Raw genomic sequence first — 23224 nt, 5'->3', positions numbered from 1 at the left:
ATTTCACAACATGTAGCAATTATATCACTTTCACTTTGAACTGACTATGTTAGTAATTAATAAGTAAGCCTAACCTAACCAACAAGTAGTCAGTAATAATTAACTAATCGCTAAATTAAAATAAGCTCCTTCAGGAAATTCCCGAGGGAGCTTATTTTTTGTGGTTATTAATAACCCTTATCATAATTTACTTCATTAATTACAACTGTTCCATCCTGTTTAAATTGAGCCGCATTTTGATTCAAGATCTGTAATGCTTCTTCTAAATATTCAGCATGAATTCCTGAGATGTGGGACGTAATTAACACGTTATCGCGATGCCATAGTGGATTATCAGCTGGTAGTGGCTCTGGATCAGTAACGTCTAATCCAGCTGCGCCTAGCTTCCCGTCATCAATCGCGGCCAAGAGCGCATCAGTATTGGTACTAGGTCCCCGTCCAATACTGATAAAGATTGGCTGGTTAGTCAGGGCTTCAAAAAAGGCTTGGTTAAACATTCCCGTGGTGGCCTTCGTCAAAGGTAAGGCGTTAACAATAATGTCAGCTCCGGTAATTTGAGGCGTCTGTAAATCAGCGGTACTAACGGTGGCCTTAAACCCTGCTGCCGGGTGCCCGCTATGGTTAACCCCTACCGTTTCAGCGCCAAAGGCTTCAAGTAATTCAGTAATCCGACTTCCGATGTGCCCAGTTCCAAAGATTGCCGCCCGTTTGCCCTTAATCATGTTCAAGCTGTGGGTTGGTTTAATCCAGCCTTGTTTCCGTGCGGACTCCACTAGGAACCGGTACTGGCCCAGAATCATTCCAATTGTTGATTCTGCAATTGGTTCCGCATGAATTCCGTTCACCGTAGTTAGTAGGATTTGCTTAGCTTGCAATTCTTTTAATGGGTAGTAATCCACTCCTGCTGACAAAGCTTGAATCCACTTTAAGTGCGCCGTTGGGCTAGCTAGAATTTGATTTAAAACTTTCTGATCGTATCCAATCATTACGTCAATTTGATCTAAATCAACATCTGGAGAATCAAATTCATAGTAGACTTGATTTCCCGCCAGAGCCTGATCAGTATCAAAAATATGTTTAATTTGTTCATTATTAAAGTTTTCATTTGATATTGCGACTAAAATATTCATTCTATTTCACCTCAAAATTAATTTACGCCCATTAAATATTGCATGCAATTATTTTGATTCAATTATCAACTATTCATTATTAAGGAAATTATTAGGTCTATAAATGCATATCTAAGCATATATATACAAAATAACTAAAATAAACAGAATAAAAATACAAAAATAGGTTGAACAATCAATTGGAGAGTGTTAGTATAATGGATATAAATACGTAATAATAACGTTATATACATAATAAATGTATATCAAATCTAATGGAGGAATCAATATGCAAAATCAATTTAACTTCTTCTCAAACCAATTTCACGGTAAGAGCATCCTTGCCGAAACCGATTTAACCCCTAGTGAAATGAACTACCTAGTTGACTTTGGACTACACTTAAAGGCTGAAGCAAAGCAAAATAATTATACAAAATACTTAGAAGGTAAGAACCTTGCCCTCATTTTTGAAAAAAACTCCACTAGAACTCGATCTGCATTTACTACCGCTGCATTTGAATTAGGTGCTAACCCCGTTTTCTTAGGGAAGAATGATATTCACCTTTCCCATAAGGAATCAGTTGCTGATACTGCCAAGGTCTTAGGCAGCATGTACGATGGAATTGAATTTCGTGGTTACAAGCAATCAGACGTTGAAACGCTAGCTAAGTATTCTGGCGTTCCAGTTTGGAATGGATTAACTGATGAATGGCACCCTACTCAAACGATTCCAGATTTAATCACCATCAAGGAAAACTTCGGTACTTTTGATGGCGTTAAACTCGCCTACCTTGGTGACGGTCGAAACAACGTTGCTCACAGCCTCCTTGTTGGTTGTGCAATGGTTGGAATCGACGTTGCCATCGTTAGTCCAGAAGCCCTTACCCCAGCAGATGATATTATTAAAATCGCTAACCAATATGCCCAACAAAGTGGCGCTAAGATTGAAATTACTTCTGATCTTGCAAGCGGCTTAAAGAACGCTAACGTGGTTACCACTGACGTTTGGGTATCAATGGGTGAAGATAACTGGAAGGAACGAATCGACCTCTTAAAGCCATACCAAGTTAACATGGCTGCCCTTGAAATGACTGGTAATTTAGATGGTAAGTTAATCGTAATGCACTGCTTACCAGCATATCACGACTTAAATACAGAGGTTGGTCAGGAAGTATTTGAAAAATACCACCTCAGTGAACTAGAAATTACCGACGAAGTTTTCAATAGTAAGTACGCCCGTCAATTTGACGAAGCCGAAAATAGAAAGCATGGAATCAAGGCCATCATCGCCGCCACGCTCGGTAATATGTATATCCCGCAAATTTAGAAATCGAAAGGTTGTTTTAAAATGAACGTTGCAATTATTGGAATCACCGGTTACGCAGGAATGGTCCTCTTTGGCCTTCTTCAGAAGCACCCCGGCATCATTAAGATCAATATTTACCAACATGATATTGAAGAATCCATTCCATTGAAGACGCTGGCACCTCAATATGAATACTATACTAAGGCTGTTAAGCCATATGATGCCCAAAAAATTATTGCTGAAAACGATGCCGTTTTCTTCGCTACCCCAGCTGGAATCACTTCGAAGCTTGCCAAGCCATTCTTTGATGCCGACTTTCCAGTAATTGACCTTTCAGGTGACTTTAGATTAAAGGACCCTAAGGAATACGAACACTGGTACCAAAAACCAGCCGCTCCTCAATCAGAACTAGATAATGCATACTACGGATTAGCTGACATTACCCCTAACCCAGGTAAGAACTACGTTGCTAACCCGGGTTGTTACGCTACCTCAGTTCTATTGGGCCTTGCCCCACTGGTTAAGGCTGACATCGCTGATTTGGATAACATCGTTATCGATGCCAAGTCAGGATTATCAGGTGCCGGTAAGAAATTATCAGATTCCAGCCACTTCGTTCAAGCTAACGACAACCTCCAGATTTATAAACCTAACGAACACAAGCACATTCCAGAAATTATGGCAATGCTCAAACAATGGAATCCAAAAATCGACCACATTCAATTTATGACCACCCTAGCACCATTTAACCGGGGCATCATGAGTTCTATTTACGTTAAGATTAAGGATGGCGTTGATGAAGCCACCATTAAGAAGGAATTTGATAACCTGTACCACGACCACCCATTTGTAAAGGTTTCACAAGACACCCTCCCAACGGTTAAAAGCGTTGTTGGAACCAACGAATGCCACATTGGACTCAGCTACAATCCTGTTACTAAGTACCTTCTGGTCGACAGTGTAATTGATAACATGATCAAGGGCGCAGCTGGTCAAGCAATTCAAAACTTCAACCAACTTTTTGCCTTTGATGCTGACTACGGGCTTAAATTAACGCCAGTATTACCATAGGAGGAGCTCAGATGAAAATTATTGAATTTAAATGGCCTAAGGGCTTTAAATCCGGTGCCGTTCACGCAGGATTTAAGGATGATAATAAACTCGACATGTGCTGGCTCGTTTCTGACGAGCCATGTGCCGCTGCTGGGGTCTACACTAAAAACCAATTTCAAGCTGCCCCAGTAATCGTTACTAAGCAAAACATCAACCAAAACCATGAGTTAAAGGCCGTTGTTGTGAATAGCGGAAATGCTAATTCATTTACTGGTAACCAGGGAATGAAAAACACTCACACTGAAGCTCAGATGGTTGCCGATCAACTCGGGGTGGCACCAGACCAAATCGGGGTTGCCTCCACTGGAATCATCGGTAAGCAACTCCAGATGGACTTAATCGAAAATGGAATTGATCACCTTACGTTATCTGATAGTACGGATGCTCCAGAAGCCATCATTACTACCGATACCACTTCTAAGAAGGTCTGTGTAGAAACCACCATCGACGGTAAAGCCGTTACCATTACTGGTTTTGCCAAGGGTTCTGGAATGATTCACCCAAACATGGGAACCACCCTTAGTTTTATTTCTACCGATGCTAATATCGATGGGGAAACCCTTCAATCAATCCTGAGCGACAAAATCATAAGTTCCTTCAACCAAATTACCGTTGACGGCTGTATGTCAACTAACGACATGGTAATTACCCTCGCCAATGGCGCAGCTCAAAACGAACCACTCACGACTACCCACCCTGATTTTGCAGAATTTGAATCTGCATTCAACTACGTTCTAACCGGCCTCGCAAAGCTAGTGGCCCGTGACGGAGAGGGATCATCTAAATTAATCGAAGCGGATGTCTTCCACGCCGCTAACCAAGAAGACGCTAACCACGTAGCGAGAGCGATTGTGGGTTCAAACCTAATTAAGGCCATGATTTTTGGTGAAGACGCTAACTGGGGGCGGATTGTTCAAGCCCTCGGCCAAACCGAAGCCAAGATTAGCTTAGACCACCTCGCAATTAGCATTGAAAATACAACCATCGTTGAAGATAGCACCATTCAAAACTTTGACATGGACGAACTTAGAAAGCAACTTGGCAAAGATGAGGTTAACATTACCGTTGACCTTGCCGCTGGTGAATATAACGGCGTTGCCTGGGGTTGTGACTTAACTTATAAATACGTTGAAATTAACGCAGCATACGAGGAGTGATGACAATGATCGTAATTAAAATCGGTGGGAACATGGTTAAAAATTTAACCCCCGCCTTCTTCGAATCAATTAAACAGCTACAAGCCCAGGGTGAACAGATCTTAATCGTTCATGGTGGCGGGAATTTAATCTCAGAATGCGGTAAGTTTGTTGGTCAACCAGCCACCAAAATCGATGGAATTCGGGTTACCGATCAACAAATGATGGCAATTACTGATAACGTTTTAACTAAAATTGTTCAACCAGAACTACATAATCAATTTACGGCCCACTCAATTGATAGTACGATGATGAACGATGGCGACTACCCATTCCTAATCGGTGATTACATCGATCAAGCTACCTATGGTGAAGTGGGTGCAATCAATGCAGTTAAAGCAAATTACATTGACGTAATGACATACCAATCCGTTGGATTATGCGCTCCCATTACCCTCGGCCCAGCCGGTCAAAAGTTAAATGTAAACGCCGATACAGCGGCAGAAGCAATTGCTAGTTTGATTCACGCTGATCAACTCGTCTTGTTAACTGACGTTCCCGGCGTAATGTTAGACGACCAAGTCCTAAACCAATTGGACTGTCAGACCGCAACGAAACTATTCGAAACCAAGAAGTTGGTTAACGGAATGGTTCCAAAGGTTAAGGCTGCATTTAAGGCCCTCGACAACGGGATTCAAAATGTTTCAATTACTAACGACCTCAGTAAGGTCGGCACTGCAATCGTTCACTAGGAGGAACCATTAATGACTAAATTAATTCACACATATGCTCAATTCCCCATCGAACCAGTTGATGGGCATGACTACCATTTAATCGATAAAAACGGTAAGGAATACGTTGATTTAACTGCTGGGATTGGGGTTTGTAACCTCGGTTACAGTAATCAACCCGTTAAGGATGCGGTAAAAAAGCAAATTGACCACGTCTGGCACATCTCCAACCTATACGAAAACAGCAAGGCTGAAGAAGTGGCTGAAAAGCTTTGTCCAGCTGGCTACCTCGCCTTCTTCTGTAACTCTGGAACTGAAGCAAATGAAGCAGCTATGAAGTTAGCCCGGAAAGATACTGGTAAGTCTAAGATCGTTGCCTTTAACTACGGTTTCCACGGCCGGACTTACGGATCATTGTCAATGACCGGCTACCCGCACATCAAGGATGGTTTTCAAGCATTAGTCCCAGATATTCAATTTGAAGAATATAATGATGATGCTTCACTAGCTGCCATCACTGCAGATACCGCGGCCGTAATATTGGAAGTCGTTCAAGGTGAAGGTGGCGTTAACGTTGGTAATAAAGAATGGCTCCAAGCAGTTCAAGCTAAGTGTCATGAAACTAACACCCTCTTAATCGTTGATGAAGTACAATCTGGAATGGGACGGACTGGTTATAAGTTTGCCTTTGAACAATTTGACCTCCAACCTGATATCATCACGGTTGCAAAGGGCCTCGCTAACGGACTGCCAGTTGGTGCAATGTTAGCTAAGGAATCCGTTGCCAAGGCGTTCCAACCAGGTGACCACGGAAATACATTCGGTGGTAACAAAGTGGTAATGGCTTCTGCTAGCGCTGTGTTAGATCAACTTAACCCTGAATTCTTAAAGACGGTGCAAGCTAAGGGCGATAAATTAGCGGAACTACTCAATGCTGAAATTCTTCCATTGGACCACGTTAAGAACATCACTGGGAAGGGCTTAATGATTGGAATTCACCTCACCGATGATGTAAAGGTTGGAGACGTAATCAAGACCCTTCAAGATAACGGGGTCTTAACCCTTTCAGCCCGTGGCAATACCTTAAGATTGTTGCCACCACTAATTATCGATGAAGCGGCATTAAAGGATGCGGTTGCCAAGATAAAACAAGCAATTGGATAAAAATTAAAAGCATTGTGAAGGAGAGTTCCTTCACAATGCTTTTTTAGGATTAATGGATTATTTAACTTTAGAAATCCAGTAGGTATTATAAGGATTTTTCTCGTTTTTAATACTAGGGTTAATTATCCATTCATTTGGATTCTTTTTAGAATATGGCTTAATTCCGTCTCCCTTGTAAATTTGAAAACCACCTGGAACCGTAATACTAAAACTACCCTCTATAATACTTCCCTTAGGAATAATTTTACTTTTAGTAGCATAAACATTTTGATTATTATCAGCTTTAATATCATAGGCACGAATTGGCTTAGAAGTCTTAATAGTCCGGTCTTTACTTGTCCAATAATGGCTGGTACCATTATTTTTTCCCTGCTTAACTTTATGATAAGTGCTGTTAGCACTAACAAATAAGTTAGTGGTTATGCTTAAAAATCCTAATAGTGTAGTACACGTTATTAACTTTATTACGAATTTTTTCATTTTTAACTCCTCCAACGATATATAATCATTTTAAATATAATCCTACTAAAGCAAAAATTCCACTAATACAATATATTAGTAGAATTCAAAATAGATTATTTCGTTAAGTATTTGCTTTGGAGTTTTTGAATATCAGCGTTAGTTAACCCAAGCCCCTTCTTAAGGTAGCCCATCATTGAACCGTACTTCTTTTCAGCCAGTGAATAAGCCTTATCTAAGTATTGTTTTTCAACGATGTCATTGTAGTATTCGTTCTTGAGTTCCTTTTTGGAAGCCCCGTTCTTCTTCATTTCATCTAAATCAGCCTTAGTTGCGGCAGCTCGGTACTTGTTAGAAAGTAAGTAGTCCTTGTAGATAGTCTTCTTATCGAACCCGAGCGCGGTTAAAATCAACGCCGTTGCAAATCCAGTCCGGTCCTTACCGTAACTACAGTGGTAGAGGACGGCCTTATTTGCAGGGGTGCTTAGGAGTTCATCAAATAGCTTCCGGTATTCAGTCCGCCCCGTTTTGTTAACGAAGTAGGTGTAGTAAAGAATCATTCCCTTTTCTCCGTCCTTATTGAATACCTTGATGTCTTCTTCGTTTTCCTTATCAGAAACTACCGGTGCCTTTACATACTTAACACCCTTGATTTTAGGATCCTTAGCCTTAGCAACTTCCTTTGGCGTTCTGAAATCAACGTCAACAGCAACCCGATAGGTCTTAGTTAACTTGTTAATGTCGGCCTTAGTTAATTTATTTAACTGGGCACCCCGAATTAACATTTTAGATTTGATGGTTTGACCCTTACTATTTGTGTAACCACCGAGGTCCCGAACGTTCACGGCACCGGAAAGCTTAATCTGCTTACCGGCTTGCTTCTTCAGTGCGCTAGTGGAACTTGCGTTAGCAGTCGTGGTAACGACGTTAGTTAATGCTGGGGCGAGGCTCCCAAATAAAGTTAATGATGTTGCTGATATAAAAACAAATTTTTTGAATGGCTTATTCATTACTAGTTTCACTCCTAAGTTATTATGGTGTAATTATAACTGAACAGCTTAAATTTAAGGTAAAGGGTATGTAAAAATTATGTATTAAAAAAGACGGGTTCCCCCGTCTCAGATTAAATCTTATTCTTCAAAATTCTTTGCTTGGATTGTTGATAATCTTCCTTATCAATTACACCAGAGTCAAGCAATTCTTTTAAGTGTTTCAGTTGGACATCGTTGTCATCACTATCATTAATAACGTTTAACCGATGATTAACGTTTTGAGCTTGCTTGTGCTGATGCCTGCTAGCCCTCCAAATATAAAGTCCGAAGAGGATTACTAAGATTATTACTACGTATACCATTAAATAAACTCCCCCTGTTCGTTTATATTATATATGAATTCACACTAAGAGTGAATTAAAAATCTTCATTCTCATAGCACTGATAAATATCGTTGGGACTCATTGAGTCAACATCAATTTCTGACTCGTAATACCATGCTAAGTTCATTGCAATTGTGTTAGCAATTTGCTTTTCCAATCCACTGGCACTGGTAAATTGGTACTTATGCCAGACCTGATTCAATAGGTTGATTGTGGCTGAATCTAGCTCATAGTCACACTGGGCAGGTGGTAGCTGTTGGTATTTACCATGATTATCCTTAATCCACCTAAGTTTTCTAAGACAGTTCGGTCCCTGGGCAGAAACTTTAATCTGGCGACTAAACAACAGCCGTTTAATCTGATCTTTACTCTGGTTATTACAGATTAGATAATCAACGAACGCCAGGTAAATCAAGTAGTTCAACTTACGGTGGCTAATACTAGCCTTACTCAAAAAGAATTTGGCAATCTCAATTGAAGTGCTAGCATAGTAAGGTCGGTATGGAAATAAACGCCGCTTAATGTAATTATCCTCATTCAGATCCGCCGTTTTGACTTCCCCAATTTCGGATAGTGGAATCCTAATCACACCATCCCTTGCTTTTAACGCGTAAGCAGATAGCACGTAGGATGGGACGTTAACCCCATCCGTGCCTAGTGCCAAACTATTCGGCAATGAAATTAGCCCGTCATCGTTCATTAAAATTAGCACGTAACTATTAGCCGTTCGCAAAATGATCCACCCTTTCATCAAATCACAATGAAACCAACCGTTTAAAAAACAGGCGTTTAATTCCGCCTGATCATTAAATCAACTCTGTTTAATAGTAGCCGATTATTCATACTATTATTATAATCAGCACTAGTATAAACAACAACTGAAAAGCGGTGCGTTTTAATCATCCTCTGATGCTATAAAAAGGGTTAGGACTCTGCTTATTAATTTTAATCCCGTTTCAAGTGATCTTGTTGGGTATGATTGGCACTAATTTTATGAAAGAAATCGTTATTCGGGTTTAGTCCGGCAACGATTTGGTCAGCCATTTTGTATGCTCGATTATCAATAAAATTATTAACGTTTTCAAATTGCTTTTCATCTAACTTATGAAAAATGGTTTCAAATTGTGATTCCGTAAAGTAATCGGATTGTTTTCTCAGTAACCGGTAGTCAACGGTATCCGCATCCTTATTGAACTCGTATAGTGTTTTACTACTCTTACTGTTGTTTAATGACTTGGGTAAAAACATTCCATTCCCTAAACTACTAAGGTGCACGACACTAGGGCCTGCATCATTTTCTAAAATTCTAGCCTTTGGGATAACGTGCTCAAATTCATAGTCCTCACTTGCTGATAAACCATTTGCTAGGTAGGTCCGGTTAGCATGAATTGTAATTAAGGTTTGAATTTCCTTGCTAAACCGCTTTTTAATTCCGGGATTGTCAGAAATCCAATTGTAAAAGACCGTTTTAAATTCATTCTCCGGGATTGGCTTGGTGTAATTTCGTTTACTATTGGAGCGGTAGTAGCTAAATAATCGTTGATCACCATGTGCGTTCCATGCCATCGCAACGTAATCATAGACATAATATGAAGGAATATTTTTCATGGAGCTCTGAATATAACTATCATCCCGATCCCACAATGCTGCAAAGTAGGAGAGAATCTTAAAAGTCGTTGAAATGCCATTTAAGTACTGATTCTTTTTCGCCTTTTTATGCTTTCCAAACGCGATATTTTGCTTCAATAGCTCGTCAAAAGGAGCGTTAATCACCTTCGCTAATTTATCCAACTGGGTTAAGATTTCAACTACATTGGCTTGAATTTCACTGTTTTTATTATGGATGGTCGCGATTTTCTTATTATCGGTGTTAGTAATAATGCCAAGTAGGCCAAATCCCATTTCATTGACCAACTTCGGGGTTTCAGAAAGTAGTGACGGCATTCTATTAACAACCAGCTTTCCAATTGAACGGGCAAACTCAGCGAGGTTAATTTCACGGTTCATGGTAATTTCATCTTCTGAAAAGTTTTCAATATCAAATGAACCATCGTTCTTAAGTTGATTATAGTATTCCTTGACTGAGTTTAAAATCGTGTCCCCCAGCTCAAAGTGACTCGGGATTTTAATTTTCTCATCCGACCACGAGGCGTTTAGCACCTCATATTTAGTAAGGGGCACCCCACCACGGTTAAGATTCTCGTAGACTTCTGGTAGATCAGCCTCATCTCCCGTGAATTCAATCACCGGAATTAACAGGGTATTTAAATGAATATAATCGTTGATTACATCCTTAAATTCACCGATAAGGTTCCGGATGCGTTTTCTATCAACTGGGTGGCTATCTTCACTCTCCAAGCTGTCGGTCCAATCTGCCACTTCAAAATCATCATCAAGTATTTGATCAAACTGCTTTTCGTTAATTTTATTCAAATGATTAGTTAATAGGACTTCATTAATCCGGTTCAACATTTCGATATATTCATGCTTGTTTAATTCTTTCCAGTAGCTAAGCCGGTGTTGTTCAAAGTCACGAATCGTTGATAGTCTTTGTTGCCCATCTAACAGTCGATAGGCCTGCTTATTACCATTTACTGGGGAAACCAACAGTGCTCCGAACGGGAAGTTTTTATGAAGCGTCTTTAGGAGGTCTAACTTTTTTTGTTTATTCCAAACTAATGAACGTTGAAACTTAGGCACCTTTACATACTTAAGCTGTTCTGCATATGATAGATTATTATAATTGTAATTATTTTTCATTCAGTTACCTTCTCTAATGGTTCTATTATGATAATTATGGATCGATTGTCTTTGTTTTGTTTACTTAAATTCTATCAAAGTTAGATCTGGAGCGCTAGATCAGGAATTAAAATTATTATCGCAACGAAGGCACGAAAAAAAGGCCAAGCCCCACTAGTGAGAACCGACCTTAGACATACCATGAATTAATATTTGTCCTGTATTAACATACTGGTATACCAATAATGATACTATATTTTTTCCATAAACGAAAGGAATTAAGGCAATGTAAAGTTCTTTTAATATTCTTTCAGAAGTTGTTTTGCAATTGTAATATTTTTATGATAAGTTAATCATATGAGGAGTGATTCATATGAATTCTAAATTTAAAATTGATCAACAACACCTTTTAGAGGTTCAAGATATTTTCAAAATGCTCAGTAATATTAACCGGCTCAAAATTCTCTACCTATTAGATAACGAATCTAAAACCGTTAACGAACTGGTGGAATTATTGGGATTAGAGCAATCGGCGGTTTCCCATCAGCTAAGAATTTTGCGTGATTTTCAGCTCGTTAGTGTTAAACAAGTTGGTAAAACTAAGGAATACCGAGTTGATGACCCCCATATTTTTGATATCATCAATGAAGCAGTTGAACATTCAGATCACGTTATGAGAGGTGCTAACCATGGAGAATAATAATAGTAGAATTGCTAAAAAAGCATTGGTCGTTGAAATGTTTTCAATTAGTTGGATGTTAGTTGAATTTCTAGTTGGCTTCATTGCAGGTATTAAGGCCCATTCAATATTATTAATTGCATTCGGACTCGATAGCATCTTAGAAGTAATTGCTGGTTCCATCTTAATTTGGCGTTTACGCAAGGAATTTAATGGTAATAATGTAACTGGAATTAAACGCGCGGAAGAGCAAGCTGAGAAATTAATCAACTGGATTCTAGTGCTTCTTTCAATCTACATAGTTGCTAATTCAATATTTAACCTTGTTACACGTGAAACATCTGATCGCAGTACCAGTGGAATCATCATTTCAATTGCTTCTTTAATCATCATGCCGATTTTAATTGTTTTAAAGCGGCGCCTGGGCCATCAATTAAATTCAGAAGCATTAATTGAAGAAAGTATGTGTAACGTTACCTGTGCAGCCCTAGCTGCAACGGTCTTAATTGGGATTGTCCTGACCCAGTTATTCAATCTCTGGTGGGCCGAATCAGTTGCCGCTTTAGGAGTGGCATTCTTAATTGCGAAGGAAGCCGTCCCAGAATTAATCACAAAGGATTAATTCTCACAGATTCTGAATTTCGTTATTCCGAATCGTTAATATGAAATTATAAATATCTTCCTTGGAATAATCATCATAGTTGTCAACCCACAGTTTGATGGTAGCAATAATAGCTCCAAAACTGTAGTAGGCAAACAGCTTCCGATCGATTTTCTTACGGTTAGGTAGTAAGTAATCCCATGATTCGTATGTCATCTTTAAAAATAAATCAATTAGCTTGTAACTAAAACTGGAGTCACTTTTATTGCTCAAAAAAAATGAAATGATTTCGTGATTATCATCAATAATCGTTAGGAATGTTTTTAAAGAAAACTGTTGTTGGTCCGTCATCTTTAGATATCTTAATTTTGTACTGACCATTTGATTATGATAATCATAAATGCGATTTAAAATCATGTTTTCAGACTTTTCAATTAAGTCATCCTTATCAATAAAATGACGGTAGAAGGTACTCCGATTAATATGAGCCTCTGCAACAATGTCACTAATCGTAACTTTATTTAATCCCTTTTGCTTTGCAAGGTTAATCATGCTATTAATAATCAGATTATCGGTTTGGGTTATTTTATTTAAGTATTGTGCCATAAATCCACCTCTACGGTTAATTTTATTCATTAAATTCTAAAATGCAACAAAATGAGTTATTTTGCTGATTGTAATCAATCTAAGTGAAACATAGAATAATGAATGTAAATATTGATATAAGGAGAAAAGTTATGAATAAAGTGAATAAAGAAGCTAAGAGTAGCGGAACTGGAATCATTTCTGCAATCTTACTAATTGGGACGTTTGCCTGTGTCCTCTCACAAATGTTATTAACCACCGCACTGCCAAAGTTAATGACAGCATTTGATATTAATACATCAACTGTTCAATGGTTAACAACTGGATTTTTGATGGTTAATGGAATTATGATTCCCATTTCTGGGTTCCTGGGTCGGAGAATTAATACCAAGTGGTTATTTATCGGTGCAATGACTGTGTTCTTAATTGGTTGTATTATCTCATACGTTGCCCCTAACTTTGCAACCCTATTTATTGGCCGGATCGTGCAAGCCTTCGGGACTGGGATCATGATGCCACTGCTACAAACAATCATGTTCTCCCTTTTCCCACCTGAAAAACGGGGGGCTGCGCTAGGGTTAGTCGGAATTGTGGTTGGGGTTGCTCCTGCTATTGGGCCAACCCTTTCCGGATGGATCGTTGATTCATTTAACTGGCGGGACCTATTTGGAATGGAAATTCCAATTATCATCGCCGTTATCATCCTCGGGCTTATTTTTATGCGGCCCGTCCTTCCTACCACTAAGGAAAAAATTGACCTTGTCTCCATCCTATTATCAACAGTTGGATTCGGGGGCTTACTATACGGATTTTCATCGGTTGGAAATGACGGCTGGGGATCTGCAAAGGTAATTTCATCATTAGTTATCGGTGCCATCGTGGTTGCTATTTTCGTTTGGCGTGAACTTAAAATTAAGAAACCATTCTTGGAAATGCGGGTATTTAAATACACTCGCTTTACCCTTGGAACCATCCTAAGTACAATCATGATGATTGCCATGTTCGGAGTTGAAACCATTTTACCTATCTACCTCCAAAACGTTCACGGACTAAGTGCCTTAGACTCCGGTTTAACACTATTAGTTGGGGCCCTTATGATGGCTTTAATGAGTCCAATTACTGGGAAGGCATTTGATAAATTTGGTGCTAGACGATTAGCAATGGTCGGAGTATTGCTCCTGACCGTTGGAACGATTCCATTTATGTACCTAAACGCTACCACTCCAGTAATGTTCATCGTATCATTCTACACCCTCAGAATGATTGGAATTGCAATGGTATTGATGCCCGTTACTACTTACGGAATGAACGCCCTTCCTAACGATTTAATTTCTGATGGAACCGCTGCTAACAATACGGTTAGACAAATTGGTGGTTCAATTGGTTCTGCCATAATCGTATCAATCCTTTCCAACGTTACCTCAAATGCAAAACCTGCACACCACCTGCTAACTGAAAACCCAATTGCATATAAGGTTCAAGCCATCAGTGCCGTAATTGATGGGTACCACGCTGCCTTCTTATTCGCAGCCGTATTCTGTGTGTTGGGCCTAATCGTAACGTTCTTCTTAACTGATAAGAAGAAAACTAAGTAGGGAGGAATATTAAATGATACTAGTTACACTATTAATTGGTGTATTTGGAACGTTCATTAGTTTTGTGTACGTAAAAAACATTCCATTGAGAGCATTGTTAACTGCAATTTGCTTGGTCATTCTATTTGGTTCCACCTGGGCTTCCATCGCAAATGATAATAACCACTTCATGATGGAAAAGAAAAACACCACCAGTTCAAGAACCATCTATGCCACCAATAGTAACAACGGACTCAACCTAATGGTATACCAAAACTTAGGGACCCAAAAGAAGCACACCGTACAAACTTACAAAAAGACCAAGAATCAAAAGACCCCTAGCCACACTCAAGTTGATGAGTTTACCACTAATAAGATCAAGTACGTAAGTGGAAATAAGGCCACTTTAAAGACCACTACCACTAACTGGGAATTTACTAAAGCTGGTAAGTTCTGGTTTGGGATTAACGACTGGAAACTGGGTAATGATAAAAGCGACTTTAAGATTGTGAAGCGAGTGAACACCTTCTCAATTCCAAAGCGCTGGATTCACCTATCCAAAAATCAAGCGCAACAGCTTAGCAAGGAACTAAAGAAGTCTCAATCTGGTGCCAGCGCTAAGCAACAACAAGCAGCCATTAAGCAACAAGCTCAAACTTTTGTCCAAGCTAAGGTGAAGGCAGCCGTAACTGCAAATCCTAAGCTAGCTACTGACAAATCTGCCCAACAAAAATTAGCTAAGCAAGCTGCTGCTGAGTTCCAAGAACAACTAGTTCAAAAGAAAGTTACCCAAATCAAAACCATGCTTAAGTCAATTAAAGAATAATCAAAAAAGGATGTGCAGATTGCACATCCTTTTTTAGTTATAGATTTAATTCGTATGCTAGTCGCTTGGGGTCGTCAGGATGATCTACTTCGATAATGCCACGGTATTTAAAATTAAAGCCCTTCCCGACTGCCTGCATCGCCTTGTTTAACCGGTGGGTGTCAAAGCGAATGTTTTGGATCCCGTTAAGTTCAGTAATGGTAATTAAATTGGACATGAAGTAGGAACTCAGGTGTTGGCCCCGAAACTTACTCGAAATCGCAATTCGATGAATGGTTGAATATTGTTCATTAGGATTTTGCCAAGCGCCGTCAATATCTAAATATGTCGGTTCCTCAGTAAACATCAATGAGGCCGTCCCCGCAACTTCACCATTATCAATCAAAACGTAGTTAATTCCATTTTTAATATCCGCTTGTAGCGTCGATTCATATGGATAGCCGTCTTGCCATTGTGAACTACCACTGGCCTTCAACAATTGCTTAGCCTCATCGATTACCTGCATGATTGATGGTAAATCAGCTAGCGTACCCTTACGAACATAAATATCAGCCATTAATCATTCCCCCAATTATTCCCTTACCATTGTAATGTGGGGCGTTTGCGCATGGATAAAAACATCCCCCTGGGTCTTGAACCCAAACTTTTCATAGAAGCCCTGTTTATCAGCTTGTGCGGTAATCACAATCTTTCGCTTCCCTGGGAAGACCAGCTCCATTTGGTCTAACAAGTAGTCCATTAGTTGCTTGCCCATGCCAGTCCCACGAACGGAAGGCACGGTTAGAACCCGACCAAAGTCTAAGGTCCCATCCACTTCATAAAAACGAGCGTAGGCAACTAATTTTCCTTGAGCATCAAAGCCCAGAACGTGATAAGCAGTTAGGTCCTGTTCATCTGCATCCACCGTCGTTCGATTTTGTTCCACACAGAACGTTTCAGCTCGAATATGGTACATTTCCCAAATCTGGTGGTTCGTTAGTTCATCAAAGCGTTTGCAAATCCATTTCATTATTAAAACCTCTTTCTATTAGTTAAATTAGTCAAATATTTGAAAGAGGCTTTAACACCGCTCGGACCCGATCAATTACAATTACAATCACGTTCATCTTTTTCGCAATGATTAATCGATGCAGCATCTTTAATTGCATTTGACCAGCCCCCTTCTTAAATTATTATTTGTATTATAGCGCAATTCCCCACCCTTGCATATCAAAAAAACCAGCTAACGAATTCATTAGCTGGTTTTTAGTTCAGAAGCGATAACTACTTAGCAGCATCTTCTGATTCTTGACTCTTAATTGATTGTTTCTTATTTTTAGCAGCAGCATTAATTTCAATTTGGTGCTTTAATTCTTCGTAACCAGGCTTACCAAGAAGTGCAAACATGTTCTTCTTGTAATCTTCAACCCCCGGTTGGTTAAATGGGTTAATGCCATTTAAGTATGCGGAAACAGCAATTGCAAATTCAAAGAAGTAGATTAATTCACCTAAACTATATGCGCTTTGGTCCTTCACGTTCACAACCATGTTAGGAACGCCACCATTGGTATGAGCAAGAATCACACTTTCAAAGGCCTTCTTGTTAACGTAGTTCATCGTCCGCCCTTCAAGGTATTCAATTCCATCACCATTGTTACCAGTCTTTGGTACATCAACGTCAAATGATGGTTGTTCGATTGTTACAACGGTTTCCATTAGGTTCCGAATTCCTTGTTGAATGTATTGACCTAGTGAATGCAAGTCGGTTGAGAAGTTTGCGGAACTAGGGTAGATACCCTTATTATCCTTTCCTTCTGTTTCACCAGCTAGTTGCTTCCACCATTCTGCTAGGAACCGTAAGTTTGGTTCATAGTTTTCTAGAATTTCATTCGTATAGCCCTTCCGATAGAGGATGTTCCGATAGGCTGCATATTGAAGAGCGCCGTTTTCAGCAAGGGGTTTCTTAGTGTAGAAGGATTGCGCATCAGCAGCCCCCTTCATTAAGTCTTCGATATTAGCACCAGAAGCGGCAATTGGTAATAGCCCAACTGGACAAAGAACGGAATAACGACCCCCAATTCCATCAGGAATAATGAATGATTCATAACCATTTGCCTTTACTTCTTGTCTCAAAGCACCATTCTTAGCATCAGTAGTAACGTAAATCCGCTTCTTAGCAGCTTCTTCACCGTACTTTTCAACTAGTAATTTTCTGAAGACCCGAAAAGCAATTGCGGGTTCAGTAGTGGTCCCAGACTTAGAAATTACGTTAACTGAGAAGTCCCGGTCACCAATTAGCTTTACTAGGTCATGAACGTATGAGCCACTGATTGAGTTTCCAGCAAAAATCACCTGTGGAAATTCACGTTGATCATCTGGAGTGGATTCATAGAAATTATCATGTAGAAAATCGAGCGCCATCTTAGCTCCAAGGTATGAGCCACCAATTCCAATTACTACAAGTACTTTGGAGTCAGATTGAATTTGTTTTGCGGCTTTTTGAATCCGGGCAAATTCTTCCTTGTCATAATCAGTAGGGAGGGTTAGCCATTCACGCATTTGGCTTTCAACCCCAGTTCCGTTAACTAATTCATCCCGTGCCGTGTCGAGCATTGGCTTGATTTCCTTTAGTTCGTTTGGTTCAACAAAGTTAGCTAATGCTGATTCATCAAATGATACATTTGTCATAATAATCACCTCATAGTTATTGTATTAAATTTTAACGATGTTTTCTTTGTAGTATTGCTTAAGGGCTAGTGAGAAGTTCCCAACGGTTGCTGAACCATTATGTTCAACCTTTGGCATTTGAATGTATTCGTTCAAATCACCCACTGCAACGTAATCGTTGAAGATGTTCTTAAAGTGAACCCGTACCATATCGAGGAATGCTTCACTAACGACACCACCACCAAAGATAATTCTTTCGGGACGAATGAATAATGTAGCTTGAACTGCAGCTTGAGCAACGTAGTAAGCAACGTAGTCCCAGGAAGGATCAGTTAGCGGAACGTCCTTCCCTTTTTTACCAGTCCGCGCATCAAAAGTGGGCCCAGCGGCAAGTCCTTCCAAACAGTCGCCGTGGTAAGGACAAATTCCCTTAAAGTCCTTGTCTCCTTCAGCACGCTTCATCTTAACGTGACCAGCTTCAGGGTGGCCGATGTAGCCAAGAAAATGACCATTATTAACGATCCCGGCACCAACCCCGGTTCCAATCGTGTAGTAAACTAACGAATGAACTGGATTGTGGTTCTTAATGGAAGTAATGTATTCACCATATGCTGAACCATTAACGTCGGTTGTCCAGTACATTGGAACGTCGAAGTACTTCTTCATTGTTCCGAGAAAGTTTGTATTTGACCAATGCTTCTTAGGGGTATCGGTAATGTAGCCAAACTTGGGATTATCAACTCTGACTTCAATTGGTCCAAACGATGCAATTCCAATTGCCTTGATTTCAGGAAACTTCTTAAAATATTCCACACATTGGCCCAGGGTTTCCTCTGGAGTCGTTGTTGGAATGTGAATACTATCTTTAATTTCAAAATCTTCATTGCCGACCGCACAAACAAATTTAGTTCCGCCAGCTTCAATACTTCCAAATAGCATGATAACCACCTCACGTTGGTTCAATTTTTTATAGTAAATTAAATGCAAATTCATAAAATTCATAGAAATTTATTTTTCTACAATTACAAGATAGCATTACTTGAAAGCGTTTTCAATAAAAAAGGCTTTTTTTTTTGCTATTTTTATAATTTTAAGTCAAAAGGATTGAAAGCGCTTTCTCAATGTGCTATTTTTAGAGTGTAAAAAATTAAAATTAACCTGTGAAAAGAGGGACCGTCTCATGTTATTGGGAAGCATTGAATTTCGTGATGATGAAGTAACTTGTGCCGTTGGCGATGGACACGTAAATATTAAAGATAAAGTTGATTTTCCACTATCAAGTCCTAAGGAAACGCTAAGTAAGGTTGTTAAGTACTTCCAAAATTTTGATCAAGTAAAGGCAATTGGGGTTTCTTCATTCGGTCCCCTAGAACTCCGTAATTACTCATCTAAGTATGGTTATATTATGGATTCTTCACGTAAAAACTGGTCAAACATTAACCTACTCGGAACTTTAAAACAATACATTAAAATACCAATGTCGTTTACTACCGATGTTAATAGTACCGCTTACGGTGAATACATTGACTCAATCATCAATGATAAACCCGTTTTATCATTGGTTTACATTACGATTAGTAAGGGGGTTGGAGCTGGAATCGTTAATGACGGGGACTTAATTGGTTATCAAGGTAGTCCTGAAATTGGCCATATTTATCCAGAACGCCATCCAGATGATCAAACCTTCCCAGGAACCTGTCCATACCAAGGCGATTGTTTGGAAGGCTTAGTTTCAGAACCCGCATTTGAAGCCCGGTTCGGGAAGAGCTACAAGGAAATTTCGATGTTCAACCCCATCTGGGATATCGTAGCTTACTACATTGCTCAATCAGCAGTGCAAGCAACCCTCCTGATGCGTCCAGAAAAGATTATTATTGGTGGTGACATCATTAATGAAGTCGAACTTGAAAAAATAAAGGTTCAATTTAATAAGCTTTTGGATCACTACGTTGACGTAGGTCCAATAGATGACTACTTGGTCCTACCATCAAGCTCCAACCGGAAGCTTTCCATCGTTGGTAACCTATCACTGGCTAAGAAAGCCTACTATTCAGAAGCAGATTCATATAGTGAATAACCCAAAAAAAGACTGAATTTTATTCAGTCTTTTTTATTTAAAATTCTTTAACTCCATTTTTATAAACAGCCTTATCAACTTGTTGAACGGCCTTTACATCATCCAGTGGGTTATTATCTAAGATGATAAAATCAGCGAATTTACCAGCTTCAATTGAACCGTAATCGTGGTCGATTCGCATCAATTCAGCTGAAACATACGATGTATGAAGCGCATCAAAGTTGGTGAAATCTTCCTTTTCTACTAACAATTCCAATTCTTTAGGGGTTGTGGTGTCGAAGTAATTAAATGGGGTTCCAGCATCGGTTCCCAATGCAATCTTGGCCCCCATCTTGTAAGCCCGTTTGATGTTTCCATAAACTGCATCCATTGCGTTATCCATCTTTTGGTGTTCCCACTTTGGTAGGTCCTTAGCCCCAAAGGTAACCACTGACCAAGTCGCAACAATGGTTGGCACAATGTACATTCCGCGTTCCTTAACCTCTTCCACTTGTTTTTCAGTTAAGTAAAAACCATGTTCAATGGAATCAACCCCCGCATCAATTACGTTTTGAATTGAAGGATTCCCTTCAGCATGGGCGGCAACAATCACGTGCTTATTATGGGCTTCATAAACAGCAACCTTCATTTCATCAACCGTGAGTTGGGCCTCATCCATCGCATCACCGGGTGACATAACGCCACCACCGGCCATGATCTTGATACAGTCAGCACCGAGCTTAAAGTCTTCACGGACCTTTTTGCGCATTTCATCTTCAGAATCAACAATATAACCACCGTTTTCGTAGTCACCATGGCCACCAGTCATCGTAAACGCCCGTCCGGATGCCATCATGTTTGGAACGTGCTTGATTTTCCCCTTTTTAATTAGTTCATTTAGGGTAATGTCAATTCCGTACGTACATCCACATTGCCGAATGTAAGTGCACCCAGATTTAAGTAGCTGTTGAAGAAAGTGAATTGCATCCACTGCGGTTTCAGTAATATTACGACCAACGTTTCCATCACTGGTTTCCGGATCATTTGTGATATGGGTATGTGCATTTATCAAACCAGGCATTATGTACTTACCTTTAATATCAACCACTTGATCGGTAGTTGGTACGGCACCATCCCCAGTATCAACAATGCGTCCAGTTTCGTTATCAACCACCATCCAAGCATTCCGATGAATCGTGTTATTAACCCCATCAAAGATATTTGCATTTATAAATCCAGTTTTACTCATCGTTATTAAAAGCTCCCTTCTAAGCAAAAAGCGCCCATTAGCAATAACGCTAAGGGACGCTCAATACGTGGTACCACCCAAACTCAAACCATCCTCACAGACGATTTCTTATCAGGACCAGATGATCCTGCCGTGTAATAATGGTCACCACCAGTCCACCCTGCGTAGTGAACGTCATAATCAATATTTAAGTCGTTAATTCTAACGCCCTCTCAGGTAACGGAATTCGCTTCTTAGAAATGACGATCGACTCAATTTAATTAATGGATTTTATTTAATGTTTACTTCAGTCTTAATGTTTAGTATTTTATAGTGTCGCTGCCAATAAGTCAATCTAATTAATTAATCGTGGTAAAACTATTAAAATCGTCCACAATATAATATAATTAATTGTAATCCATAGATTAGATAAATTAATTTTACTTATATTGAATCTAGGAATATGATTAACGTAATTATACGCGTTTAAAGGGAGGAATTACTATGTTTAGTAAAATTGGCCAAGTTATTTTTGATAATGAAGCTGTTTCTAAAATTTCCGACTTTAAGATGGGCCTTGAAGTTGAAATGGATCGGGCCGATGAAACTGGTCACCTAAGCGTTGAACCATACCCCAATACAATTGGTGATGAAATCACGAACCCATGGATCACAAACGACTTTCTAGAAGCCATGTCCGAAGTCGTTACCCCACCAGCAAATAACGCCATTGATGCTGTTCACTACCTATACAGTATTAATACAGCATTAAGAACTGCATTGTCACCTGGTGAGATCTTATGGCCACTATCAATGCCCCCAATTATGCCTAAAGTTAAGGATAAGTCCTTAATTGCCCATACCACACCTAAAAAGCAAAAATACTTTGAAACCTGGTTAAAAAAGCACAGTATTTCCGAAGGAGCTCCTTGTGGAACCCACGTCAATTTAAGCATTAGTCCCCATATCATTAGAATTATTCATGAAAACTTTCCGAACCGATTTAAATCGGAACAAGAGGTTAAAAACTACTTATACATGACAATCGCACAAGGTTTTATTAGATACCGGTGGTTAATCACATATCTCTTTGGCGCAAGTCCCATTGCAGAAGAAAATTATTTTGATAATGAAAACCGTCCTAAGCATCCGGTACGGAGCTTACGGCAAAGTACCAGTTTCGGGTTTGGAGCAAAGTTTTTTGCTGACTATACGAATCTAGACTCATACGTAGATTCGATGAATGAAGCCGTTAAGAATAAGACCTTGTTAACCACTGCTGAAGGACAAGGCCCCGTTAGATTACGTGGTGATAACGATCTAGATAAGATGAAGCAGTCTGGAATTCAATATATTGAACTACGGATGCTCGATCTGGATCCAAGCAGTTCGATTGGAATTAGAACTGGAACGATTCGGTTCTTACGGCTGATGGCAACCTACTTTATCATGACCCCTTCATTAAAGCCAAGTGAGGTGGTTAAGACATTGAATCGGGCAAATGAAATGAACGATACAGTTGCCCTCGAAAAGCCCGATGAATGTACCTACCGGACTCATGCAACATCATTGATTCGGCAATTAAAGTTCTTTGTTAACTCTATTCAAGCTGGTCCTGAATACCAAGAAATTATTCAGGATATGGGACTACGGGTTAAGTACCCTCAATTAACCCCAAGTGGTCAGCTTCAGGAAAAAATTAAGGATAACTCACTAGTTGAATACGCAGTTAAACTAGGTAGTGATTACCAAAACGGTGCGCTACAAGCATTAAGACCGTTCCGTGGTTTTGAAGATAATGACCAACCGAGTGCCGAAGATTTAAAGGAATATCTATTTGGCGGTAGCTGGGAAGTATAGCAATTAAAAATAGAGTGTGGAGCAAAATGTTCTCCAC

Annotated in this window: 23 protein-coding genes; 11 read left to right on the top strand and 12 right to left on the bottom strand. The window is 39.6% G+C overall.

Going from position 1 to position 23224, the window contains the following annotated elements; translation table 11 throughout:
- Positions 1–167: 167 nt before the first annotated feature.
- Positions 168–1130 carry an NAD(P)-dependent oxidoreductase gene (locus HZL42_RS01490; RefSeq protein ID WP_219053953.1) on the bottom strand — a complete coding sequence of 321 codons (963 nt, stop codon included), beginning with the start codon at positions 1128–1130 and terminating at the stop codon, positions 168–170.
- Between the two features lie 268 nt (positions 1131–1398).
- Here HZL42_RS01490 and argF point away from each other — a divergent pair, with 268 nt between their 5' ends.
- The 5 genes from argF to HZL42_RS01465 are packed head-to-tail and all read left to right on the top strand — an operon-like array spanning position 1399 to position 6559.
- A complete protein-coding gene (argF, locus tag HZL42_RS01485) occupies positions 1399–2436 on the top strand; it encodes an ornithine carbamoyltransferase (protein WP_219053952.1) in 1038 nt (345 codons plus the stop codon).
- 21 nt (positions 2437–2457) lie between these two features.
- Positions 2458–3486 (top strand): N-acetyl-gamma-glutamyl-phosphate reductase, encoded by a 1029-nt coding sequence (argC, locus tag HZL42_RS01480; protein ID WP_219053951.1) that lies wholly within the window; start codon positions 2458–2460, stop codon positions 3484–3486.
- Positions 3487–3497: 11 nt separating this feature from the next.
- Positions 3498–4685 carry a bifunctional glutamate N-acetyltransferase/amino-acid acetyltransferase ArgJ gene (argJ, locus tag HZL42_RS01475; RefSeq protein ID WP_219053950.1) on the top strand — a complete coding sequence of 396 codons (1188 nt, stop codon included), beginning with the start codon at positions 3498–3500 and terminating at the stop codon, positions 4683–4685.
- Positions 4686–4690: 5 nt separating this feature from the next.
- Positions 4691–5416, top strand: a complete 726-nt coding sequence (argB, locus tag HZL42_RS01470; RefSeq protein WP_219053949.1) for an acetylglutamate kinase — start codon at positions 4691–4693, stop codon at positions 5414–5416.
- Positions 5417–5428: 12 nt separating this feature from the next.
- Entirely contained in the window at positions 5429–6559 is a 1131-nt protein-coding gene (locus HZL42_RS01465; RefSeq protein ID WP_219053948.1) for an acetylornithine transaminase, read from the top strand.
- Between the two features lie 57 nt (positions 6560–6616).
- Here the strand turns inward: HZL42_RS01465 and HZL42_RS01460 are convergent, their stop codons facing one another.
- From HZL42_RS01460 to HZL42_RS01440, 5 genes are all read right to left on the bottom strand, one after another.
- On the bottom strand, positions 6617–7039 hold the full coding sequence (locus HZL42_RS01460) for a hypothetical protein (RefSeq protein WP_219053947.1): 423 nt from the start codon (positions 7037–7039) through the stop codon (positions 6617–6619).
- 95 nt (positions 7040–7134) lie between these two features.
- Positions 7135–8028: a tyrosine-protein phosphatase gene (locus tag HZL42_RS01455; RefSeq protein WP_219053946.1), complete on the bottom strand. Its 894-nt coding sequence runs from the start codon at positions 8026–8028 to the stop codon at positions 7135–7137.
- 113 nt (positions 8029–8141) lie between these two features.
- A complete protein-coding gene (locus tag HZL42_RS01450; RefSeq protein WP_219053945.1) occupies positions 8142–8372 on the bottom strand; it encodes an SHOCT domain-containing protein in 231 nt (76 codons plus the stop codon).
- 55 nt (positions 8373–8427) lie between these two features.
- On the bottom strand, positions 8428–9126 hold the full coding sequence (locus tag HZL42_RS01445) for a hypothetical protein (protein WP_219053944.1): 699 nt from the start codon (positions 9124–9126) through the stop codon (positions 8428–8430).
- Positions 9127–9338: 212 nt separating this feature from the next.
- Complete coding sequence (locus HZL42_RS01440; protein WP_219053943.1) at positions 9339–11153, bottom strand: DUF262 domain-containing protein; 1815 nt, start codon at positions 11151–11153, stop codon at positions 9339–9341.
- A 352-nt stretch (positions 11154–11505) separates the two neighbouring features.
- Here HZL42_RS01440 and HZL42_RS01435 point away from each other — a divergent pair, with 352 nt between their 5' ends.
- Both HZL42_RS01435 and HZL42_RS01430 read left to right on the top strand, forming a co-directional pair.
- The gene (locus HZL42_RS01435) at positions 11506–11832 is read left to right on the top strand and encodes a helix-turn-helix transcriptional regulator (protein WP_219053942.1); all 327 of its coding nucleotides are present in this window, start codon (positions 11506–11508) and stop codon (positions 11830–11832) included.
- Positions 11822–12433, top strand: coding sequence for a cation transporter (locus HZL42_RS01430; RefSeq protein WP_219053941.1), 612 nt, complete (start codon positions 11822–11824; stop codon positions 12431–12433). Before HZL42_RS01435 ends, HZL42_RS01430 begins: the two co-directional genes overlap by 11 nt.
- 3 nt (positions 12434–12436) lie before the next feature.
- Here the strand turns inward: HZL42_RS01430 and HZL42_RS01425 are convergent, their stop codons facing one another.
- On the bottom strand, positions 12437–13018 hold the full coding sequence (locus HZL42_RS01425; RefSeq protein ID WP_219053940.1) for a TetR/AcrR family transcriptional regulator: 582 nt from the start codon (positions 13016–13018) through the stop codon (positions 12437–12439).
- A gap of 131 nt (positions 13019–13149) precedes the next feature.
- On the opposite strand from HZL42_RS01425, the gene HZL42_RS01420 reads away from it, so the two are divergent.
- Complete coding sequence (locus tag HZL42_RS01420) at positions 13150–14592, top strand: MDR family MFS transporter (RefSeq protein WP_219053939.1); 1443 nt, start codon at positions 13150–13152, stop codon at positions 14590–14592.
- A 13-nt stretch (positions 14593–14605) separates the two neighbouring features.
- Positions 14606–15397 carry a DUF4811 domain-containing protein gene (locus tag HZL42_RS01415; protein WP_219053938.1) on the top strand — a complete coding sequence of 264 codons (792 nt, stop codon included), beginning with the start codon at positions 14606–14608 and terminating at the stop codon, positions 15395–15397.
- A gap of 37 nt (positions 15398–15434) precedes the next feature.
- Here the strand turns inward: HZL42_RS01415 and HZL42_RS01410 are convergent, their stop codons facing one another.
- From HZL42_RS01410 to HZL42_RS01395, 4 genes are all read right to left on the bottom strand, one after another.
- Complete coding sequence (locus HZL42_RS01410; RefSeq protein ID WP_219053937.1) at positions 15435–15953, bottom strand: GNAT family N-acetyltransferase; 519 nt, start codon at positions 15951–15953, stop codon at positions 15435–15437.
- A 15-nt stretch (positions 15954–15968) separates the two neighbouring features.
- Positions 15969–16406: a GNAT family N-acetyltransferase gene (locus tag HZL42_RS01405; RefSeq protein ID WP_219053936.1), complete on the bottom strand. Its 438-nt coding sequence runs from the start codon at positions 16404–16406 to the stop codon at positions 15969–15971.
- A gap of 254 nt (positions 16407–16660) precedes the next feature.
- Positions 16661–18064 carry a glucose-6-phosphate isomerase gene (locus HZL42_RS01400; protein WP_219053935.1) on the bottom strand — a complete coding sequence of 468 codons (1404 nt, stop codon included), beginning with the start codon at positions 18062–18064 and terminating at the stop codon, positions 16661–16663.
- A gap of 24 nt (positions 18065–18088) precedes the next feature.
- Positions 18089–18982 carry an ROK family protein gene (locus tag HZL42_RS01395; RefSeq protein ID WP_219053934.1) on the bottom strand — a complete coding sequence of 298 codons (894 nt, stop codon included), beginning with the start codon at positions 18980–18982 and terminating at the stop codon, positions 18089–18091.
- 241 nt (positions 18983–19223) lie between these two features.
- Between HZL42_RS01395 and HZL42_RS01390 the strand changes: the two genes are divergently transcribed.
- Positions 19224–20120 carry an ROK family protein gene (locus HZL42_RS01390; protein ID WP_219053933.1) on the top strand — a complete coding sequence of 299 codons (897 nt, stop codon included), beginning with the start codon at positions 19224–19226 and terminating at the stop codon, positions 20118–20120.
- A gap of 37 nt (positions 20121–20157) precedes the next feature.
- On the opposite strand, the gene HZL42_RS01385 is transcribed toward HZL42_RS01390, so the two are convergent.
- Complete coding sequence (locus tag HZL42_RS01385) at positions 20158–21348, bottom strand: amidohydrolase family protein (protein WP_219053932.1); 1191 nt, start codon at positions 21346–21348, stop codon at positions 20158–20160.
- 483 nt (positions 21349–21831) lie between these two features.
- Between HZL42_RS01385 and HZL42_RS01380 the strand changes: the two genes are divergently transcribed.
- Positions 21832–23187, top strand: a complete 1356-nt coding sequence (locus HZL42_RS01380; RefSeq protein ID WP_219053931.1) for a glutamate--cysteine ligase — start codon at positions 21832–21834, stop codon at positions 23185–23187.
- The last annotated feature ends 37 nt before the right edge of the window (positions 23188–23224 follow it).

The sequence above is a fragment of the Lactobacillus sp. Sy-1 genome, from assembly GCF_019303535.1.
Taxonomy (GTDB): domain Bacteria; phylum Bacillota; class Bacilli; order Lactobacillales; family Lactobacillaceae; genus Nicoliella.
This window is presented reverse-complemented; position numbering and strand designations above follow the sequence as displayed.

Coding starts and splice junctions, on each gene's coding strand:
- HZL42_RS01490 (WP_219053953.1), bottom strand. CDS start 1,130: ATGAATATTTTAGTCGCAATATCAAATGAAAACTTTAATAATGAACAA.
- HZL42_RS01460 (WP_219053947.1), bottom strand. CDS start 7,039: ATGAAAAAATTCGTAATAAAGTTAATAACGTGTACTACACTATTAGGA.
- HZL42_RS01465 (WP_219053948.1), top strand. CDS start 5,429: ATGACTAAATTAATTCACACATATGCTCAATTCCCCATCGAACCAGTT.
- HZL42_RS01385 (WP_219053932.1), bottom strand. CDS start 21,348: ATGAGTAAAACTGGATTTATAAATGCAAATATCTTTGATGGGGTTAAT.
- argF (WP_219053952.1), top strand. CDS start 1,399: ATGCAAAATCAATTTAACTTCTTCTCAAACCAATTTCACGGTAAGAGC.
- HZL42_RS01390 (WP_219053933.1), top strand. CDS start 19,224: ATGTTATTGGGAAGCATTGAATTTCGTGATGATGAAGTAACTTGTGCC.
- HZL42_RS01455 (WP_219053946.1), bottom strand. CDS start 8,028: ATGAATAAGCCATTCAAAAAATTTGTTTTTATATCAGCAACATCATTA.
- argJ (WP_219053950.1), top strand. CDS start 3,498: ATGAAAATTATTGAATTTAAATGGCCTAAGGGCTTTAAATCCGGTGCC.
- argC (WP_219053951.1), top strand. CDS start 2,458: ATGAACGTTGCAATTATTGGAATCACCGGTTACGCAGGAATGGTCCTC.
- HZL42_RS01380 (WP_219053931.1), top strand. CDS start 21,832: ATGTTTAGTAAAATTGGCCAAGTTATTTTTGATAATGAAGCTGTTTCT.
- HZL42_RS01415 (WP_219053938.1), top strand. CDS start 14,606: ATGATACTAGTTACACTATTAATTGGTGTATTTGGAACGTTCATTAGT.
- HZL42_RS01420 (WP_219053939.1), top strand. CDS start 13,150: ATGAATAAAGTGAATAAAGAAGCTAAGAGTAGCGGAACTGGAATCATT.
- argB (WP_219053949.1), top strand. CDS start 4,691: ATGATCGTAATTAAAATCGGTGGGAACATGGTTAAAAATTTAACCCCC.
- HZL42_RS01430 (WP_219053941.1), top strand. CDS start 11,822: ATGGAGAATAATAATAGTAGAATTGCTAAAAAAGCATTGGTCGTTGAA.
- HZL42_RS01400 (WP_219053935.1), bottom strand. CDS start 18,064: ATGACAAATGTATCATTTGATGAATCAGCATTAGCTAACTTTGTTGAA.
- HZL42_RS01395 (WP_219053934.1), bottom strand. CDS start 18,982: ATGCTATTTGGAAGTATTGAAGCTGGCGGAACTAAATTTGTTTGTGCG.
- HZL42_RS01435 (WP_219053942.1), top strand. CDS start 11,506: ATGAATTCTAAATTTAAAATTGATCAACAACACCTTTTAGAGGTTCAA.
- HZL42_RS01425 (WP_219053940.1), bottom strand. CDS start 13,018: ATGGCACAATACTTAAATAAAATAACCCAAACCGATAATCTGATTATT.
- HZL42_RS01405 (WP_219053936.1), bottom strand. CDS start 16,406: ATGAAATGGATTTGCAAACGCTTTGATGAACTAACGAACCACCAGATT.
- HZL42_RS01410 (WP_219053937.1), bottom strand. CDS start 15,953: ATGGCTGATATTTATGTTCGTAAGGGTACGCTAGCTGATTTACCATCA.
- HZL42_RS01440 (WP_219053943.1), bottom strand. CDS start 11,153: ATGAAAAATAATTACAATTATAATAATCTATCATATGCAGAACAGCTT.
- HZL42_RS01450 (WP_219053945.1), bottom strand. CDS start 8,372: ATGGTATACGTAGTAATAATCTTAGTAATCCTCTTCGGACTTTATATT.